13 protein-coding genes, 2 tRNA genes, 2 rRNA genes and 1 pseudogene are annotated in these 18,542 nt (G+C 67.8%); 10 read left to right on the top strand and 8 right to left on the bottom strand.

The features are described from left to right. Positions 1-5: 5 nt before the first annotated feature. From FHX75_RS32285 to coaD, 6 genes and pseudogenes are all read right to left on the bottom strand, one after another. The gene (locus tag FHX75_RS32285) at positions 6-1,826 is read right to left on the bottom strand and encodes an outer membrane protein assembly factor BamB family protein (RefSeq protein ID WP_425463532.1); all 1,821 of its coding nucleotides are present in this window, start codon (positions 1,824-1,826) and stop codon (positions 6-8) included. A gap of 27 nt (positions 1,827-1,853) precedes the next feature. Beyond that, a pseudogene (locus FHX75_RS32290) lies at positions 1,854-2,699 on the bottom strand (Hsp70 family protein); the annotation flags it as partial. Positions 2,700-3,164: 465 nt separating this feature from the next. After that, on the bottom strand, positions 3,165-3,590 hold the full coding sequence (locus FHX75_RS23120; RefSeq protein WP_154942427.1) for a hypothetical protein: 426 nt from the start codon (positions 3,588-3,590) through the stop codon (positions 3,165-3,167). 7 nt (positions 3,591-3,597) lie between these two features. Beyond that, complete coding sequence (locus FHX75_RS23125) at positions 3,598-4,128, bottom strand: GNAT family N-acetyltransferase (RefSeq protein WP_154942428.1); 531 nt, start codon at positions 4,126-4,128, stop codon at positions 3,598-3,600. 295 nt (positions 4,129-4,423) lie between these two features. Beyond that, positions 4,424-4,795 carry a hypothetical protein gene (locus FHX75_RS23130; RefSeq protein WP_154942429.1) on the bottom strand — a complete coding sequence of 124 codons (372 nt, stop codon included), beginning with the start codon at positions 4,793-4,795 and terminating at the stop codon, positions 4,424-4,426. Positions 4,796-5,116: 321 nt separating this feature from the next. Further along, entirely contained in the window at positions 5,117-5,554 is a 438-nt protein-coding gene (gene coaD, locus FHX75_RS23135) for a pantetheine-phosphate adenylyltransferase (protein WP_154942430.1), read from the bottom strand. Positions 5,555-5,703: 149 nt separating this feature from the next. Here coaD and FHX75_RS23140 point away from each other — a divergent pair, with 149 nt between their 5' ends. Continuing rightward, positions 5,704-5,865, top strand: coding sequence for an integrase (locus FHX75_RS23140; protein ID WP_154942431.1), 162 nt, complete (start codon positions 5,704-5,706; stop codon positions 5,863-5,865). 61 nt (positions 5,866-5,926) lie between these two features. Here FHX75_RS23140 and FHX75_RS23145 read toward each other — a convergent pair. Then, positions 5,927-6,000, bottom strand: a tRNA-Gly gene (locus tag FHX75_RS23145). 273 nt (positions 6,001-6,273) lie between these two features. Here FHX75_RS23145 and FHX75_RS23150 point away from each other — a divergent pair. From FHX75_RS23150 to FHX75_RS23180, 7 genes are all read left to right on the top strand, one after another. After that, positions 6,274-6,347: transfer RNA gene (locus FHX75_RS23150), tRNA-Pro, on the top strand. A 148-nt stretch (positions 6,348-6,495) separates the two neighbouring features. Beyond that, a complete protein-coding gene (tig, locus tag FHX75_RS23155; protein ID WP_154942432.1) occupies positions 6,496-7,848 on the top strand; it encodes a trigger factor in 1,353 nt (450 codons plus the stop codon). 171 nt (positions 7,849-8,019) lie between these two features. Then, the gene (locus FHX75_RS23160) at positions 8,020-8,661 is read left to right on the top strand and encodes an ATP-dependent Clp protease proteolytic subunit (RefSeq protein ID WP_088960728.1); all 642 of its coding nucleotides are present in this window, start codon (positions 8,020-8,022) and stop codon (positions 8,659-8,661) included. Between the two features lie 10 nt (positions 8,662-8,671). Beyond that, positions 8,672-9,334 carry an ATP-dependent Clp protease proteolytic subunit gene (locus FHX75_RS23165; protein WP_088960729.1) on the top strand — a complete coding sequence of 221 codons (663 nt, stop codon included), beginning with the start codon at positions 8,672-8,674 and terminating at the stop codon, positions 9,332-9,334. A 211-nt stretch (positions 9,335-9,545) separates the two neighbouring features. Next, on the top strand, positions 9,546-10,841 hold the full coding sequence (clpX, locus tag FHX75_RS23170; protein WP_154942433.1) for an ATP-dependent Clp protease ATP-binding subunit ClpX: 1,296 nt from the start codon (positions 9,546-9,548) through the stop codon (positions 10,839-10,841). Positions 10,842-10,950: 109 nt separating this feature from the next. Beyond that, positions 10,951-11,784 carry an EamA family transporter gene (locus tag FHX75_RS23175; RefSeq protein WP_154942434.1) on the top strand — a complete coding sequence of 278 codons (834 nt, stop codon included), beginning with the start codon at positions 10,951-10,953 and terminating at the stop codon, positions 11,782-11,784. A gap of 39 nt (positions 11,785-11,823) precedes the next feature. Continuing rightward, positions 11,824-12,621 carry a carbon-nitrogen hydrolase family protein gene (locus tag FHX75_RS23180; RefSeq protein ID WP_154942435.1) on the top strand — a complete coding sequence of 266 codons (798 nt, stop codon included), beginning with the start codon at positions 11,824-11,826 and terminating at the stop codon, positions 12,619-12,621. Between the two features lie 7 nt (positions 12,622-12,628). Here the strand turns inward: FHX75_RS23180 and FHX75_RS23185 are convergent, their stop codons facing one another. Then, positions 12,629-12,856, bottom strand: coding sequence for a hypothetical protein (locus FHX75_RS23185; protein ID WP_154942436.1), 228 nt, complete (start codon positions 12,854-12,856; stop codon positions 12,629-12,631). 654 nt (positions 12,857-13,510) lie between these two features. Between FHX75_RS23185 and FHX75_RS23190 the strand changes: the two genes are divergently transcribed. Beyond that, positions 13,511-15,027: ribosomal RNA gene (locus FHX75_RS23190) — 16S ribosomal RNA — on the top strand. A gap of 368 nt (positions 15,028-15,395) precedes the next feature. After that, positions 15,396-18,505 (top strand): 23S ribosomal RNA (locus FHX75_RS23195). Together the 16S and 23S rRNA genes form the textbook arrangement of a ribosomal RNA operon. The last annotated feature ends 37 nt before the right edge of the window (positions 18,506-18,542 follow it).

Consider the following 18,542-nt stretch of genomic DNA (forward strand, 5'->3'; position numbering starts at 1 on the left):
GGGGCTCAGTCGTCCCCGGCGAAGCGGTACAGCACGAAGTCCTGCTCCCGGCCGCAGGCGATCATCGAGGCGTTCCACGAGCAGGACTCGCTGCGGACGTCCTTGAGCTCACCCATCTCGAACGGCGCCTTTCCGCCCACCGCCATGCCGGCGAGGCTGCGGTCGTCCTCGGCGGTGCTCAGCGGCTCCGCGAAGAGCAGCACGTTGCCCGCGTCCAACCGGACCGCCACGCCGTCCCGGTCGGCCAGCACCGCCCTGCCGTCGGCGTCGAAGAGGGTGACGGCGTACTGCGGGGAGTCCCGCCGGGCCAGCAGGTGCTCGCCGACCGGCACCAGCCCGTCGGCCTCCGGCGCCGGCCAGTGCCGGCTGCCCTTGCCCTCGGTCGCCGCCACCACCTCGGTGCGCGCGGTCTCGCCGTCCGGCACCTCCAGCAGGCAGGCCCGGTGCTCGCCGCAGGCGACCAGCGACTGCGGCCGTCGCCCGTCGTCGGGGGCGGTGTAGAGCACGTCCGGCTCGCCGAGACTCGCCAGGTCGTACCCGAGCAGCCGGTAACCGCGCTCGTTCTCGGTGACGTACAGCCGGTCGGCGTGCGCCACCACCAGGTCGTCGACGTCGGCCACGTTGGGCCGGCTGCGCAGCACCTCACCGCTGTCCATGTCGATCAGCCGGACCGACCGGTCGGCGCCCACCTGCACCAGCCGGCCGCCGGTACCGAGCCAGGGTGCCGTCGGCGCGCCGGTGACGAAGCCGACACCGCCCCACGCCTCGGGGGTGCCGACCCGCACCACCCGGGTCCGGTTGCTGCCGTACTCGTCGCGCGGACTGTCCCGGCGCCACGTCTCGTGGCCGTCGCGCATCCGCAGGCCGACCAGGCGGTCGCCGGTCCGGTCGACCCAGACCACCGTGTCCCGGGTGTAGTGCAGGTCGTCGTCGCCGTGCACGGCGAGCCGCCAGCGTTGGTCGCCAGAGCCGGCGTCGAGCACCAGCAGGTCGCGCGGTGTGCTGTCGCCGGACGCGTCCGCGAGGACCGCGACGCCGCCGGGCAGCGCGCGGATCCCGGCCCACCGCTGCGCGCCGACCGGGGTGGCCTTGCGCCACAGCTCGTCCCCGCTGCCGGCGTCGACCGCCACCACCTCCAGCCGGTCGTCGGCCAGCTGGTGGGCGAGATAGGCGCGGTCGCCGAGGACCGAGGTGAACACGGCGGCCGCGCGCTCCGCGCCGGCCTTCGGCGTGGCCACCACGCCCAGGGTCCGGAACTCCAGCGCCGGGTAGCGGTCCCGGGTCAGCCAGAGCACGGTCGCGGCCAGCACCCCGACCACCGCGAGGCCCGCGCCGAGCGCGATCCAGAGCCCCCGCCGGGGCCGTCCCGGCCCGGTCGGACCGCCGCCGGGCGCCGGCGACACCGGCGGGGCCGACCGGGGTACGCCCGCCCAACCCGCCCCCGTCCCGGCTGCCGGCGACACCGCCTGCCCGGGCAGGTACGGGTCGGGCCGGGTCGGCGCCGGCCGGGGCAGCGTCGCCGCCGTCGCCGTCTTCGCCGCCGGGTCGGCCACCCCCGCCGCGTCGCCGGCCGACCCGTGCGTCGCCGGCGCGTGCCCCGGCGTCTGATGCGGCGTCGCCGGTTGGCCCGGCGTTCCGTGCGCCGCCGCGTCGCCGGCTGACGCGGGCGCCCCCGCTGGTGTGTGCCCCGGCCTCTGATGCGGCGTCGCCGGTTGGCCCGGCGTTCCGTGCGGCGCCGCGTGCCCGGGTGCTCCGGGTGCCGCGGCCGGGGCGTGGCCGGGTGCTCCGGCGGCGACCGGTGCCGGCCGGGACTGCGGGCGGGGCATCGGCAGGTCGGTCAGCGCCCCCTCGGCGACCGGCAGCTCGGGCTGTTCCAGCACCGTCGGCGCGATGCCCAGCTCGGCGTGCAGCATCCGGGCCACCAGCGGTATCCGCGACGATCCGCCGACCAGGAAGAGCCCGGCCAGCCGCTCCGGGGTGAGCCCCGCGGCGGCGATCACCTCGCGGGTCTCCGCCACCGCCCGGGCCAGCAGGGGAGTGGCGAGCCGTTCCAGGTCGGCCCGGTCCAGCCGCGCCGCCGTCTCCACCCCCGGTACGGCGACCGGGGCGACGGTGGCCCGCGACAGCATCTCCTTCGCCCCGCGCACGTTGTCCCAGAGCTGCTGCCGGTCCCGCCACTGGGTGGTCGTCTCCGGCGTGGTCAGCCGGGCCCACCGTGCCGGGTCGGCGTCGGCGACCAGTTCCCCGAGCCGACCCACCAGGGCGGCGTCCAGGTCCAGACCGCCCAGGTCGGCCACCCCGCCCGTGGAGATCACCGTGAAGCCCGAGTCCCCCCACGGGTCGGCGCCCTCGTTGCGGACCACGGCGACGTCCAGCGTGCCGCCGCCGAAGTCGAAGACCGCGACCGCGTCGCCGACCGGCACCGGCCGGCGCAGCACGTCGGTGTAGTACCGGGCGGCGGCCACCGGCTCCCGCAGCAGGCGGGTCCCGGGTGGGATCGGCCCGGACATGGTGTGCTCGGCGGCCGTGGGCCAGCCGGCGAGCGCCAGCGCCTCGTGCAGCACCTGCCGTCGGGGCGCCTCCCAGGCCGCCGGGTAGGTGACCACCGCCGGGGGCAGGAAACCGGCCGCCGCGACCGCCGACTCCGCCACCGCGCGCAGGGTCGCCGCCAGCAGCTCCGCCGGGGGGTACGCCCGCCCGCCCAGCGACACGCTCGGCTCGTCCACCCGCCGCTTCGGGTTCGGCTCGTACCCGGCCGGGTCGGCCTGCGCCAGCCGCTGCGCGTCCCGGCCGACGTGCAGCCGCCCGTCGGCGTCGGCGTACACGCCGGAGGGGAGGATCGGCTGGCCGTCGACGAGCAGCGGCCGGGTCCGCCCGTCCGGCCAGCGCAGCACGGCCACGGTGTTGGACGTGCCGAGGTCGACGCCGAGGGCGAACTCGTCCTGCTGGCCTGCCATCGGTCGATACCTCCACGCCCACGAGTTGCCCGGCCCCGCATCGTACGCAGCCGATGCAGCAGACCCGATCGACCGCCCGGCTCCGTCCGCCGGCCGAAACGGGAGTGCGCGACGGACCACCCTGGCCGGAGGAACGCCGAGCGCCCGGCTCGACACCGAGCATGTCCTGGCGGACGGCCCCCCCGACGTCGGCCCGCAGGCCGAGGGTTAGTCGACGAGCCAGGTGTACAGAGTGGTCATCGGCGGGCTCACCCCGGCGGCGACGACGAGGGCGGCAAGGACCGTGCTCACCAGCAGGCCGCGCCACCGGACGGATTCGCTACGCATCCGGCGGGAGGCGAGCCGGGCGACGGCGACCAGCGCCGTGCCCGCCGCGGCCAGGGGCACCATGCCGATCACGACGACCAGCACCAGCCACACCCCGCCCCACGGTCCGGGCCAAAGGTCGGCGTTGCCGGTGGCGTCGTCACCCTGGCGGGGCAGGTAGAGGTGCCCGGAGAAGGCGGCAGCCCGCCCCAGCGCGACGCCGACGGCGACGACGTACGCGCCGACCAGCAGGAACTGCGTACGGGCCAGGGCGCGCCCGGGCCCGCGCGGTGCGGCGGCGGGATCTACCTGCGCGTTTCGGTCCATGGAGGACCTAGCCCTTCCAGTCCTGCACGAGGAGCCCGAGCAGCACCTCGTCAAGAAACTCGCCCATCACCCAGGCCGAGGAGCGCAGCACGCCCTCGCGGACGAAGCCGTTGCGCTCGGCTGAGCGCAGCATCGCGGCGTTGTCCGACAGCGTCTCGATCTGCAGCCGCTGCAGGCCGCGCACGATGAAACCGTAGTGGCACAGCACCGCGACCACGTCGGTGCCGTAGCCCTTGCCGCGAGAGGACGGCCGCAGTCCAAGGCCGATGTGCGCGGATCGGTTGTGGTTGTCGATGTTCCACAGCACCGCGGTGCCGACCAGCGCGCCGCCGTCCAGTTCCACGACAGAGAACGGGACGTGCCCTTCCTCCTTGTCGTCCACCACGAGCCGCGAGTCCTTCGAGCCGGGCGAGATCGGCCGCCACGGCCGGCCTTCGGCCCGCGAGGAGTTGACCACGTCGTCGTAGAGCTCGGCCCGCAGGATCGGGATGTCGTCCTCGTGCCGCGCCCTGAGCCCGACCTTGGTGCCTCGAAGCATGCAGGCTTCCTATCCGACCGGGTTCGCCGACGGCAAACCAATAAGGCATCTGCATTGGCACCTCCCAGGCCTCCGGGCCTGGAGGCGCGTCGCTGGGCCCCAGAAGATCCGCCGCCGAGTGGCCGGCGAACTCGCCGCGGCCATGCCCGCGCACCTGACCGACGACCACCCGCACGCGCCTTGAGGCCGCTGCCGGTCTCGCTCCACGCGAGGATCCGCACGGCAAGTGCTACGGCAGACAGGGGCTGGAGTCGGGTACGAAACCCCGGTCGGACAGCGGGCGGACGCGGTGAGCCTAGAGGCAGATCCAGCAGTAGATGCTTTCCCCGCTCGTGCGTGCTCTGCGGGCCAGCCCAACGAATTCCCGCAAACGCGACAGCATGACCTCCGGCTGCGTGTCGCTGTAGTGGGACAGCTCCTCGATGTGTGACCACCGATCGGCCAGGCCCGGCAAGCGGTCGTCGGAGATTTCGGCAAGCGCGTCCCGGACGCGCTCGCTCAGTACGACAACCCAGGGGCCTTCGTACTCAGGGTCCTGACCAGCGCCGTCCGGCCAGATGAGTCGTTCCCCGATCAGGTTGGCGGCCCATGGCACGCCGAGAGCGAACGAAACGACCTTGCCGAGGACTACGGGCGGATCGATCCCCTTGCCGTCCACGGCATCCACGACGGGAGACTCTCCCTCTCGCACCACCGGCCCGCCGTCCGTAGCGGCCATCAGCTTTGCGACAGCCTCCTGGTCAGGGAACGCGGAAGTAGTCGTACAGAACACCCACAGGAGCCTCCCGATCGGCTGCCATGCCGCCGTCTGCAGGGCGACCGAGGGAACATAACCCGGCCGCCGGGGGAGGTGGATCTCCTCGTCGGGCAGTCGCAGACCGTCCAGCCTCCCAGAACGGGGGCGGTGCGATCGGGCAGCCTCAGTCAAGCGGTCGGCTGGGCGGCGGCGCGGCGGGCGCATCAGACGCGCGCGCCCGTCCTGAGCAGCTCAGGCTCGCAGAGCCCGCACCGCAGTGGACGACATCGTCGCCAACTCCGGCCGGGCAGGCATGAACAACGTCGTGACGCCCAGCGCTTCATTCATCGCGGCGAGTTCGTACTCACGCAAGAAATCGGTCGAGTTCCTGACCCCGCGGATGATCAGCCCGCACCCATTCAGCCGGCAATAGTCGGCGGTCAACCCATGCCATGCGGCCACCGCGACGTTCTCCCAGCCCGCCGGAAGCAAACCCCGGATCTCCCTTGCCCGCGCAACAGTCGTCCCAGACGGCCGCTTGCCGTCGTTAACGGCAACGAGGACTGTGACCTGATCAAACATGCGGCGCGCACGGTCAACAACATCCAGATGACCCGGCGTGAACGGATCGAACGTCCCGGGATAGACCGCTTGGGCCGACCCGAGACTGCCATCAGCCGCGCGAGTCACCAAGCCAGACTAAGCCAGCGGCAAACCCGAGCACGCCCCACGCCGAGCCTCGTTGGACCAACCTAAGTGACAAACACGGCGCCGACCCCCCCGGCGCCGGAGGCCCGGCCCAGGTTCGGCGGCGCGCGCGGCCTGCGAAGCGGGCCGCCTTGGCCGACCTCATGGCGCGCACGGGCCACAGCTCCACCCGCGCGGCGATGATCTACCAACACGCCACAGCGCAGCGCGACCGGGGGATTGCCGATGCGCTCAGCGCCAGCATCGCCGAGGAGAGGGATCGGGCACGTAACGGGCACGAGCCGTCCGGCTGACTCCGCTGCTGCGATCTGGCCCAGGACGAGAAAACGCCTCCCGACCTGGGCCGGAAGGCGGTGGAGCGGGCGACGGGAATCGAACCCGCACCGTCAGTTTGGAAGACTGAAGCTCTGCCATTGAGCTACGCCCGCAGTCGCCCCGCCACGACGGGACGCGCCGACAGCCTACCCGGTCCCCCCACCCACCGCGCACAGGCATATCCACGCGACCCCTCCCGTGCCCCGCGCACTTTCCGGGAAAGAGTGGCCTCGCAGCGCCCGGAGGCCACTCTTTCTCGGAAAGTGCGGCCAGGGCGGCGACCGCCCGGTGGGGTGGCGGGGGCGTCCGGTTGGTGGGGGTTCGGCGGGTTGGGGGCCTCCCCGGCACCTCCGCCGGGTGCCGACGGCATACACTTCTCGTCGCCACGGGGTGTGGCGCAGCTTGGTAGCGCACTCGCTTTGGGAGCGAGGGGCCGTGGGTTCAAATCCCGCCACCCCGACTGTCGTCCGCCGGCCGGGTCGCCCGGGCCGTCGCCGATTTTTGTCGCGCGGTACCCGGGCGCTGCCGGAGCAGCAGCCCGGCTCGCCTACACTCGATGCGCGCAAACACGCCCAGACTCAAACTGAGATCCGTCAAGGAGTACGCCTGTGAAGAGCACCGTCGAGACTCTGAGCCCGACGCGCGTGCGGCTCGCCATCGAGGTGCCGTTCGTCGAGCTCGAGCCGAGCCTCAAGAAGGCGTACCGGGAGATCGGTTCGCAGGTGCAGGTTCCCGGCTTCCGCCGGGGCAAGGTGCCGGCCGCCGTCATCGACCAGCGGGTGGGCCGGGGCACCGTCCTCAACGAGGCGGTGCAGGAGGCCATTCCGCAGAACATCCTCGCGGCGGTCCGTGAGCACGACCTGAAGACCCTCGGCCGCCCGGAGGTCGAGATCACCGAGTTCAACGACGGTGACTCGCTCAACTTCACCGCCGAGGTCGACGTTCGCCCGGAGATCACCCTGCCTGACCCGGCCACCGTCGAGGTGACCGTGGACGAGCTGCAGATCGACGACAGCGAAATCGACGAGCAGGTGAAGAGCCTGCGCGAGCGGTTCGCCACCCTCAAGACGGTCGAGCGGGCCGCCCAGGAGGGTGACTACGTCCAGATCGACCTGAACGCCACCGTCGACGGCGAGGAGGTGCCGGGCGGCTCGGCCAGCAACATCTCGCACGAGGTCGGCAGCAAGCAGCTCCTGCCGGGGCTGGACGAGGCCGTGGTCGGCCTCGCCGCCGGCGAGAGCACCACCTTCACCACCCAGCTCGTGGGCGGCGACTTCGCCGGCCGGGACGCCGAGGTGGCGGTGACCGTCCGCACGGTCAAGGAGAAGGAGCTGCCGGAGCTGGACGACGACTTCGCCCAGATGGCCAGCGAGTTCGACACCATCGCCGAGCTCCGTGACGACCTGCGCGAGCGGGTCACCCGGGGCAAGCGGGTCGAGCAGATCTACGCCGCCCGGGACAAGGCCCTGGAGCAGCTCGTCGCGGCCGCCGAGGTGCCGGCGCCGGAGGGTGTCGTCCGCGAGGAGGTCGAGAGCCGCAAGGCTGCGATGATCGATCAGCTGGAGCGGATCGGCGCCTCGCTGGAGGAGTACCTCGCCGCCGAGGAGAAGACCGAGGAGCAGATCGACGCCGAGCTGAACGAGGCGGCGACCGAGGGCGTCAAGATCCAGCTCCTGCTGGACACGCTGGCCGACGCCGAGGACGTCCAGGTCTCCGACGACGAGTTCGGCCACGAGATCGTCCACCGCGCGCAGCGGGCCGGCATGGCGCCGCAGCAGTACTACGACCAGCTGGTGCGCTCCGGCGCGGCCGCCGCCGTCTTCGGTGACGTGCGTCGCGGCAAGGCCCTCGCCGCGGTCATGGAGAAGATCAAGATCAAGGACTCCGCCGGCAACGAGGTCACCCTCGACGCCCTGCGGGCCGAGAGCGAGCAGGCTCACGAGCACGACCACGAGCACTGATCTTCCCCGGTAGGCCGCCGTCCGCCCGTTGCGGTGGACGGCGGCCGAAACCGTTTTCCGGGTACGTCGGAGCACAACTGCGCTGAGAGCGAACAGTGCCCCGACCGGGAGTCGATCACCCGGCTGAGCGGTTAGTGTCGGGGAGGACGGTACGGAGAGCGAAGGGCTGCCATGACCGACATGCACATCCCCAAGAAGTCGCTCCGGGCGATCGAGGCCCGCGGTGGCGACTCCATTGGCAACCTCGACGACTCGGTCTACAACCGGTTGCTCAAGGAGCGGATCATCTTCCTGGGCAGCGAGGTGACCGACCAGGTCGCCAACCGCATCTGCGCGCAGCTGCTGCTGCTCGCGGCGGAGGACCCGGACCGCGACATCAACCTCTGGATCAACTCGCCGGGTGGCTCGGTCTACTCCGGCATGGCGATCTACGACACCATGCAGTTCATCGACAACGACGTGTCGACCGTGGCGATGGGCATGGCTGCCTCCATGGGCCAGCTGCTGCTCTGCGCCGGCACGAAGGGCAAGCGGTACGCCCTCCCGCACGCGCGGATCATGATGCATCAGCCGTCCGGTGGTCTCGGCGGCACGGCCTCCGACATCGCGATCCAGGCCGAGCAGATGCTCTACACCAAGCGGATGTTCCAGGAGCGGGTCGCGCACCACACCGGCCAGAGCCAGGCGCAGATCGAGGCGGACTCGGACCGGGACCGTTGGTTCACCGCCCAGGAGGCCATGGACTACGGCTTCATCGACAAGGTGATCATCGGGGCCGCTCAGGTTCCGGATGGCGCCGGGACCCTGAGCTGAGGAGCTGACGATGACCGATCTGAGCCTGCCGCCCCAGTTCGCGGCCGTGCACAACCGCTACGTGCTGCCGTCGTTCGTCGAGCGCACGTCGTACGGGGTCAAGGAGTCCAACCCGTACAACAAGCTCTTCGAGGACCGGATCATCTTCCTCGGCGTCCAGGTGGACGACGCGTCCGCCAACGACGTGATGGCGCAGCTGCTGACGCTCGAGGGCACCGACCCGGACCGCGACATCATCATGTACATCAACTCGCCGGGTGGCTCGTTCACCGCGATGACGGCGATCTACGACACCATGCAGTACGTCCGTCCGGACATCTCCACCGTCTGCCTGGGTCAGGCGGCCAGCGCGGCGGCGGTCCTGCTGTCGGCTGGCACCCCGGGCAAGCGGATGGCGCTGCCGAACTCGCGGATCATCATCCACCAGCCGGCCACCGAGGGCGGCTACGGGCAGGGCTCGGACATCGAGATCCAGGCCCGGGAGATCCTGCGGATGCGGACCCAGCTGGAGGACATGCTCTCCCGGCACTGCAACCGCCCGATCGAGCAGGTCCGCAAGGACATCGACCGGGACAAGATCATGACGGCCGAGGAGGCCAAGGAGTACGGGCTGGTCGACACGATCCTGACCAGCCGCAAGAAGGGTCTCCTGGCGGCCAACGCCGCCAGCTGACGCAGCACGGGTCGGAGGTCGGTCGGGAAGTCGTTCCTGGCCGACCTCTGACACACCCGTTTTGGGGGTCGGAGAAACCTCCGTCAGCGGGTAACGTCGGTTCCGTACCGCTGGGCCGGGTCGGGCCGGCGGCAGGGATCGAGACGGACGGGCGCGCGGCGCCCGCAGGTCAGGGCCGGCGTTCCGGCCGACGAGTGCAGGGAGAACGTAGGTGGCACGGATCGGTGACGGCGGCGACCTACTGAAGTGCTCCTTCTGTGGCAAGTCGCAGAAGCAGGTCAAGAAACTCATCGCGGGCCCCGGGGTCTACATCTGCGACGAGTGCATCGATCTCTGCAACGAGATCATCGAGGAGGAGCTGGCCGAGTCCGGCGAGGTGAAGTGGGAAGAGCTTCCCAAGCCGATGGAGATCTGCCAGTTCCTCGACAACTACGTCGTCGGTCAGGACCAGGCCAAGAAGGCGCTCGCCGTCGCGGTCTACAACCACTACAAGCGGATCCAGGCCGAGGCGGCCGGCGCGCCGGGTTCCGGCAGCGACGCCGTCGAGCTGGCCAAGTCCAACATCCTGCTGCTCGGCCCGACGGGTTGCGGCAAGACCCACCTGGCGCAGACGCTGGCCCGGATGCTGAACGTCCCGTTCGCCATCGCCGACGCCACCGCGCTGACCGAGGCCGGGTACGTCGGCGAGGACGTGGAGAACATCCTCCTCAAGCTGATCCAGGCCGCGGACTACGACATCAAGCGCGCCGAGACCGGCATCATCTACATCGACGAGGTCGACAAGATCGCCCGTAAGTCGGAGAACCCGTCGATCACCCGGGACGTCTCCGGCGAGGGCGTGCAGCAGGCGCTGCTGAAGATGCTCGAGGGCACGGTGGCCAACGTGCCGCCGCAGGGCGGGCGCAAGCACCCGCACCAGGAGTTCATCCAGATCGACACCACCAACGTGCTGTTCATCTGCGGTGGCGCCTTCGCCGGGCTCGACCAGATCATCGAGGCCCGCACCGGCCACGGCGGCACCGGCTTCGGCGCCCGGCTCCGGTCGGTCTCCGAGCGGTCGACCGACGACATCTTCAGCCAGGTGATGCCGGAGGACATGCTCAAGTTCGGGCTGATCCCCGAGTTCGTCGGTCGGCTGCCCGTGATCACCAACGTGCGCAGCCTGGACCGCACCGCCCTGGTCCGGATCCTCACCGAGCCGCGCAACGCGCTGGTCAAGCAGTACCAGCGGCTCTTCGAGCTGGACGGGGTCGAGCTGGAGTTCGACGAGCCGGCGCTGGAGGCGATCGCCGACCAGGCGATGCTGCGCGGCACCGGCGCCCGTGGCCTGCGCGCCATCATCGAGGAGGTCCTGCTCTCCGCGATGTACGAGGTGCCGAGCAACCCGGACGCCGCCCGCGTGCTGATCACCCGCGAGGTGGTCCTGGAGAACGTCAACCCGACCATCGTCCCGCGGGAGTTCACCGGCCGCCGGGCCCGCCGGGAGCGCGAGGAGAAGTCCGCCTGACCGGCGCACCACACTGACGACGACGGCACGGCCACCACTGGTGGCCGTGCCGTCGTTCGGTACGGGATCACACTGGCCGGGTCCACCCGTCGTCTGGTAGGACCGTCCGGTGTTCCCCATCATGCTCGCGGCGGTGTCCGCGGTCGCCTTCGGTACGGCCGACTTCTCCGGCGGCAAGGCGTCCCGCCGCGCCGACCCGGTCGCCGTCACCGTGGTCTCCCAGGTGCTGAGCGTGCCGCTGCTGCTCCTGCTGGTGCTGGTGGTACCCGGCACCCCCACCGCCGCCGACCTGGCGTGGGGGCTCGGTGCGGGCGTCGCCGGCGCCGCCGGGGTGATGCTGCTCTACCGGGCCCTCGCCGCCGGGATGATGGCCGTGGTGGCGCCGGTCACGGCGATCACCGCCGCGGTGGTGCCGATCGTCGCCGGGCTGCTGACCGCCCGCTGGCCGGGCACCCTCGCGCTCTGCGGGGCGGGGCTGGCCGTGCTCGCCATCGCCCTGGTCAGCCTCGGCGAGGGTGGCGCGCGCGGCGCGGTGTCCACCCGACTGATCGGGCTGGCCCTCACCGCCGGGGCGCTCTTCGGGGTCTTCTTCGCCCTGCTCGGCCAGGCCGGTCCGGCCGCCGGCATGTGGCCGGTGCTGGCGCTGCGGCTCAGCTCCATCGCCTTCGGTGTCGCGCTCGCGGTCACCACCGGCGTGCGTCTGCGCATCGGCCCGCGGGTACTCGGCTGGGCGGCCGCCGCCGGCCTGCTCGACAGCGCCGCCAACGCGCTCTACCTGGCCGCCGCGGCCCGTGGCCACCTGAGCGTGGTCGCCGCGATCGCGGCGCTCTACCCGGCCAGTACCGTGCTGCTCGCGCTGGCGGTGGACCGGGAACGGCTCCGACCGGTGCAGCTGGCCGGTCTCGGGTTCGCCGCCGGCGCCCTGGTGCTCGCCAGCGTCTGACGCTGTCCCCGGCCGTGGTCCGCCCGTACCCTCATCTTCATGCGCGTCGCCGTCTGCCAGCTCAACGCCCGCGACGACCGGGCGGCCAACCTGGCCGCCGCCGAGGCCCTGCTGGTCAGGGCCGCCGCGGCCGGTGCGGATCTGGCGGTCCTCCCGGAGTACGTCGACTACCTCGGCCCCGCCAAGGCGATGCCGGAGCCGGAGCCGGTGGACGGCACGGTGGGCACCTTCTTCGCCGGCGTCGCCGAGCGGCTCGGCATCTGGGTGGTGGCGGGCTCCTTCCACGAGGCCGGCCCGGATCCGGCACACACCTGGAACACCTCCCTGGTGTTCGACCGCTCCGGCGCGCTCGCCGCCAGCTACCGCAAGATCCACCTGTACGACGTGGAGATCCCGGGGCGGGTGTCGTACCTCGAATCGGCGACGGTCGCCCCGGGCGACCAGCCGGTGGTGGTCGACGTCGAGGGTCTGCGGGTCGGTCTGTCGATCTGCTACGACCTGCGCTTCCCGGAGCTCTACCGGCTGCTGGCCGTCGACGGGGGAGCGCAGCTCCTGGTCGTGCCGGCCGCGTTCATGATGCACACCGGCCGGGACCACTGGGAGGTGCTGCTGCGGGCGCGGGCCATCGAGAACCAGTGCTTCGTGGCCGCCGCCGGCCAGATCGGTGACCACGAGCCGGAGCGCACCTGCTTCGGGCGCAGCATGGTGGTCGACCCGTGGGGGACGGTGCTCGGTCAGGTGCCCGACGGCCCCGGGCTGAGCGTGGTCGACCTGGACCTCGACCGCCTGCACACCATCCGCACCGAGCTACCCAGCCTCGCCAACCGGCGGCTCTGAGCGCCGGTCATCCCTGGACGAGCACACCGATCACGGTCAGGCCGACGATCGCCGCGACGGTGACGAGCAACGCGGTGGTCATCCGGGAACGGCCGCGTCGGGCCAGCCGGGCGGCGGAGAGCACGACGACGGCGAGCACGACCGCGGCGATCACCAGCTGCCAGAAGGGCGCCAGGAGTCCGAGCAGCGCCTCGTCGGCGAGGGTGACCGCCGGGGATCGGGACACGGGATCCATGGCAGCCACTCTGGCACGCCGCCGGCCGGCCGGCGCGCCGATCCGATCGGGTACGCCGGCGCGGCGCCCGGACCGCACGCCGGATCCGGCAATGACGATCATTGATTTGCCTTCGCCGGGGCAGTCCGCGTAACTTTCTCTCTGCACGCGGGAGGCCGGACAAACCGGCCGAGAGCGGGCCCCAGGTTCGTGGCGGAGACGCCGAGCGAGGCTGAGGAGCGGGCGGTGCGAGACACTCCGGAAGACGGGGTTGCGATCGCGAGACCGACCGGGTAGAGTTCGAAAGCCGGCAGGGAGCCGGGCGGGTGGCCGCGAAGCGGCGATCGGCCGGTCTGCCGACTTCCCACGACAGAAACGACCACCGGATACGGTGAGCGTCAGCGTGGATCGGGCCGTACCAAGTTGATCACCTCAACACGAGGTTGACAGCGAAAGTCGGACCGGGTAAGTTAGAGAGGTTGCCCCGGACGGGGGTTCCACGGTGTGGAGCTCTCGGATGGTGTGTGGTTGTTCTTTGAGAACTCAACAGGGTGCTTGATAAGCCAGTGCCAATTATGATTTATACCCCGGACTGGCAGTTCTTCTTCGGGAGTGCTGTTGGTTGGGATTCCTTTGGCAACACTTTTGTTGTCAGGACAGTTTTTCGACAAGTTTTTGTTGGAGAGTTTGATCCTGGCTCAGGACGAACGCTGGCGGCGTGCTTAACACATGCAAGTCGAGCGGAAAGGCCCTTCGGGGTACTCGAGCGGCGAACGGGTGAGTAACACGTGAGCAACCTGCCCTAGGCTTTGGGATAACCCCGGGAAACCGGGGCTAATACCGAATATGACCTGGCCTCGCATGAGGCTTGGTGGAAAGTTTTTCGGCCTGGGATGGGCTCGCGGCCTATCAGCTTGTTGGTGGGGTGATGGCCTACCAAGGCGACGACGGGTAGCCGGCCTGAGAGGGCGACCGGCCACACTGGGACTGAGACACGGCCCAGACTCCTACGGGAGGCAGCAGTGGGGAATATTGCACAATGGGCGGAAGCCTGATGCAGCGACGCCGCGTGAGGGATGACGGCCTTCGGGTTGTAAACCTCTTTCAGCAGGGACGAAGCGTAAGTGACGGTACCTGCAGAAGAAGCGCCGGCCAACTACGTGCCAGCAGCCGCGGTAAGACGTAGGGCGCGAGCGTTGTCCGGATTTATTGGGCGTAAAGAGCTCGTAGGCGGCTTGTCACGTCGACCGTGAAAACTTGGGGCTCAACCCCAAGCCTGCGGTCGATACGGGCAGGCTAGAGTTCGGTAGGGGAGACTGGAATTCCTGGTGTAGCGGTGAAATGCGCAGATATCAGGAGGAACACCGGTGGCGAAGGCGGGTCTCTGGGCCGATACTGACGCTGAGGAGCGAAAGCGTGGGGAGCGAACAGGATTAGATACCCTGGTAGTCCACGCTGTAAACGTTGGGCGCTAGGTGTGGGGGGCCTCTCCGGTTCCCTGTGCCGCAGCTAACGCATTAAGCGCCCCGCCTGGGGAGTACGGCCGCAAGGCTAAAACTCAAAGGAATTGACGGGGGCCCGCACAAGCGGCGGAGCATGCGGATTAATTCGATGCAACGCGAAGAACCTTACCTGGGTTTGACATGGCCGCAAAACTCACAGAGATGTGAGGTCCTTCGGGGGCGGTCACAGGTGGTGCATGGCTGTCGTCAGCTCGTGTCGTGAGATGTTGGGTTAAGTCCCGCAACGAGCGCAACCCTCGTTCGATGTTGCCAGCGCGTTATGGCGGGGACTCATCGAAGACTGCCGGGGTCAACTCGGAGGAAGGTGGGGATGACGTCAAGTCATCATGCCCCTTATGTCCAGGGCTTCACGCATGCTACAATGGCCGGTACAATGGGCTGCGATACCGTGAGGTGGAGCGAATCCCAAAAAGCCGGTCTCAGTTCGGATCGGGGTCTGCAACTCGACCCCGTGAAGTCGGAGTCGCTAGTAATCGCAGATCAGCAACGCTGCGGTGAATACGTTCCCGGGCCTTGTACACACCGCCCGTCACGTCACGAAAGTCGGCAACACCCGAAGCCGGTGGCCCAACCCCTTGTGGGAGGGAGCCGTCGAAGGTGGGGCTGGCGATTGGGACGAAGTCGTAACAAGGTAGCCGTACCGGAAGGTGCGGCTGGATCACCTCCTTTCTAAGGAGCACCTTCACCCGAAAGGGTGCAAGGAGCCCGCGCCATCCGAATGTGGTGGCGGGGTGCTCAATGGCGGAGACACTGGCGAGTCTGGTCCTGGCAACGGCCGGGTTCCTCCTAGTACGACCACCTTGGTGGTAGGGAACGGGGTCCTGGTGCGGCTGGGCACGGATGTAGAGCACCCTGTTGGGTCCTGAAGGAACAACCTCGGTTGTCTTTCAGAACCATGACCCCACCTTGGTGGGGGACGGTTGCCAGGCATGACCTGGCCTCGCATACCGCCGGCGTTGGTCGGGCTGGTGTGGGGTGGATCTGGTTGTGGGTTGGTCGTTTGTTGAGAATTGCACAGTGGACGCGAGCATCTTTGTGGTCAAGTTGTCAAGGGCGAACGGTGGATGCCTTGGCACCAGGAGCCGATGAAGGACGTGGGAGGCCGCGATAGGCCTGGGGGAGCTGTCAACCAAGCTGTGATCCCAGGGTGTCCGAATGGGGAAACCCGGCACCAGTCATGTGGTGTCACCTGCACCTGAACACATAGGGTGTATGGAGGGAACGCGGGGAAGTGAAACATCTCAGTACCCGTAGGAAGAGAAAACAAATAGTGATTCCGTGAGTAGTGGCGAGCGAAAGCGGATTGAGGCTAAACCGGCTGCGTGTGATACCTGTCAGGGGTTGCGTGGTCGGGGTTGTGGGACCCCGCTGAACAAGCTGACACTTGTTCGAGGAGTTACAAAGTCAGTGGCTAGCCGAATGGTGTGGAAAAGCCAACCGTAGACGGTGATAGTCCGGTACGTGAAAGTTGCTGACCTTCTGTGGGTGTTCCCGAGTAGCGGCGGACCCCTGAAATCTGCCGTGAATCTGCCAGGACCACCTGGTAAGCCTAAATACTTCCTGGTGACCGATAGCGGACGAGTACCGTGAGGGAATGGTGAAAAGTACCCCGGGAGGGGAGTGAAATAGTACCTGAAACCGTTCGCCTACAATCCGTCGGAGCCTTGCGGGGTGACGGCGTGCCTTTTGAAGAATGAGCCTGCGAGTTAGTGGCATGTGGCGAGGTTAACCCGTGTGGGGGAGCCGTAGCGAAAGCGAGTCTGAATAGGGCGATTCAGTCGCATGCTCTAGACCCGAAGCGGAGTGATCTAGCCATGGGCAGGCTGAAGCGCGGGTAAGACCGCGTGGAGGGCCGAACCCACCAACGTTGAAAAGTTGGGGGATGACCTGTGGTTAGGGGTGAAAGGCCAATCAAACTCCGTGATAGCTGGTTCTCCCCGAAATGCATTTAGGTGCAGCGTCGCGTGTTTCTTGCCGGAGGTAGAGCACTGGATGGTCTAGGGGGCCCACAAGCTTACCGAAATCAGCCAAACTCCGAATGCCGGTAAGTGAGAGCGCGGCAGTGAGACTGCGGGGGATAAGCTTCGTAGTCGAGAGGGAAACAGCCCAGATCACCAGCTAAGGCCCCTAAGCGTGTGCTAAGTGGAAAAGGATGTGGGGTCGCATAGACAACCAGGAGGTTGGCTTAGAAGCAGCCACCCTTTAAAGAGTGCGTAATAGCTCACTGGTCAAGTGGTTCCGCGCCGACAATGTAGCGGGGCTCAAGCACACCGCCGAAGCTGTGGCATTCACATTTCAACCTCGCTTGGACTTGATTCCTTGTGCAGGTGTGTGGATGGGTAGGGGAGCGTCGTGCCGCGGGTGAAGCAACGGGGTGACCCAGTTGTGGACGCGGCACGAGTGAGAATGCAGGCATGAGTAGCGAAAGAAGGGTGAGAAACCCTTCCGCCGGATGACCAAGGGTTCCAGGGCCAGGCTAATCCGCCCTGGGTGAGTCGGGACCTAAGGCGAGGCCGAGAGGCGTAGTCGATGGACAACGGGTTGATATTCCCGTACCCGCGAAAGAGCGACCCTGACGAACCTCGCTGTGCTAACCACCCAAACCGGCGGCGACCTTCGGGTCAATGTTGGGGAGCGTGGGAACCTGGCGGGTAGTAGTCAAGCGATGGGGTGACGCAGGAAGGTAGCTGAGCCCGGCCGGTGGTTGTGCCGGGGTAAGCGTGTAGGCCGCACCATAGGCAAATCCGTGGTGCACAGAGGCTGAGACGTGATGCCGAGCCGATTCAGGTGAAGTCAGTGATCCTATGCTGCCGAGAAAAGCCTCTAGCGAGTTCTTAGCGGCCCGTACCCCAAACCGACACAGGTGGTCAGGTAGAGAATACCGAGGCGATCGGGCGAACTGTGGTTAAGGAACTCGGCAAATTGCCCCCGTAACTTAGGGAGAAGGGGGGCCGGAGACGTGAAGCCCCACGCGGGTGGAGCGTTGTATGGCCGCAGAGAGCAGGGGGAAGCGACTGTTTACTAAAAACACAGGTCCATGCGAAGAAGTAATTCGATGTATATGGACTGACGCCTGCCCGGTGCTGGAACGTTAAGGGGACCTGTTAGCTCTTCGGGGCGAAGCGGAGAACTTAAGCGCCAGTAAACGGCGGTGGTAACTATAACCATCCTAAGGTAGCGAAATTCCTTGTCGGGTAAGTTCCGACCTGCACGAATGGCGTAACGACTTCCCCACTGTCTCAACCACAGGCCCGGCGAAATTGCATTACGAGTAAAGATGCTCGTTACGCGCGGCAGGACGGAAAGACCCCGGGACCTTTACTATAGCTTGACATTGGTATCCGAATTAGCTTGTGTAGGATAGGTGGGAGCCGGTGAAGTCCATACGCCAGTATGGGTGGAGGCAATCTTGAAATACCACTCTGGTTGATTTGGGTATCTAACTTCGGACCGTTATCCGGTTCAGGGACAGTGTCTGGTGGGTAGTTTAACTGGGGCGGTTGCCTCCTAAAGGGTAACGGAGGCGCCCAAAGGTTCCCTCAGCCTGGTTGGCAATCAGGTGTTGAGTGCAAGTACACAAGGGAGCTTGACTGTGAGACTGACAGGTCGAGCAGGGACGAAAGTCGGGACTAGTGATCCGGCACTTGCGAGTGGAAGCGGTGTCGCTCAACGGATAAAAGGTACCCCGGGGATAACAGGCTGATCTTCCCCAAGAGTCCATATCGACGGGATGGTTTGGCACCTCGATGTCGGCTCGTCGCATCCTGGGGCTGTAGCAGGTCCCAAGGGTTGGGCTGTTCGCCCATTAAAGCGGTACGCGAGCTGGGTTTAGAACGTCGTGAGACAGTTCGGTCCCTATCCGCCGTGCGCGTAGGATACTTGAGAAGGGCTGTCCCTAGTACGAGAGGACCGGGACGGACGAACCTCTGGTGTGCCAGTTGTCCCGCCAGGGGCACGGCTGGTTAGCTACGTTCGGAAGGGATAACCGCTGAAAGCATCTAAGCGGGAAGCTCGCTTCAAGATGAGGTATCCCACCATCCTTTGGATGGGTAAGGCCCCCAGCTAGACGACTGGGTTGATAGGCCGGAAATGTAAGCCCGGTAACGGGTTCAGTTGACCGGTACTAATAGGCCGAGGACTTGACTACAAAGCTGCTACGCGTCCACTGTGCAACTCCCGACAAA

Source organism: Micromonospora palomenae, assembly GCF_007829925.1.
Lineage (GTDB): Bacteria > Actinomycetota > Actinomycetes > Mycobacteriales > Micromonosporaceae > Micromonospora > Micromonospora purpureochromogenes.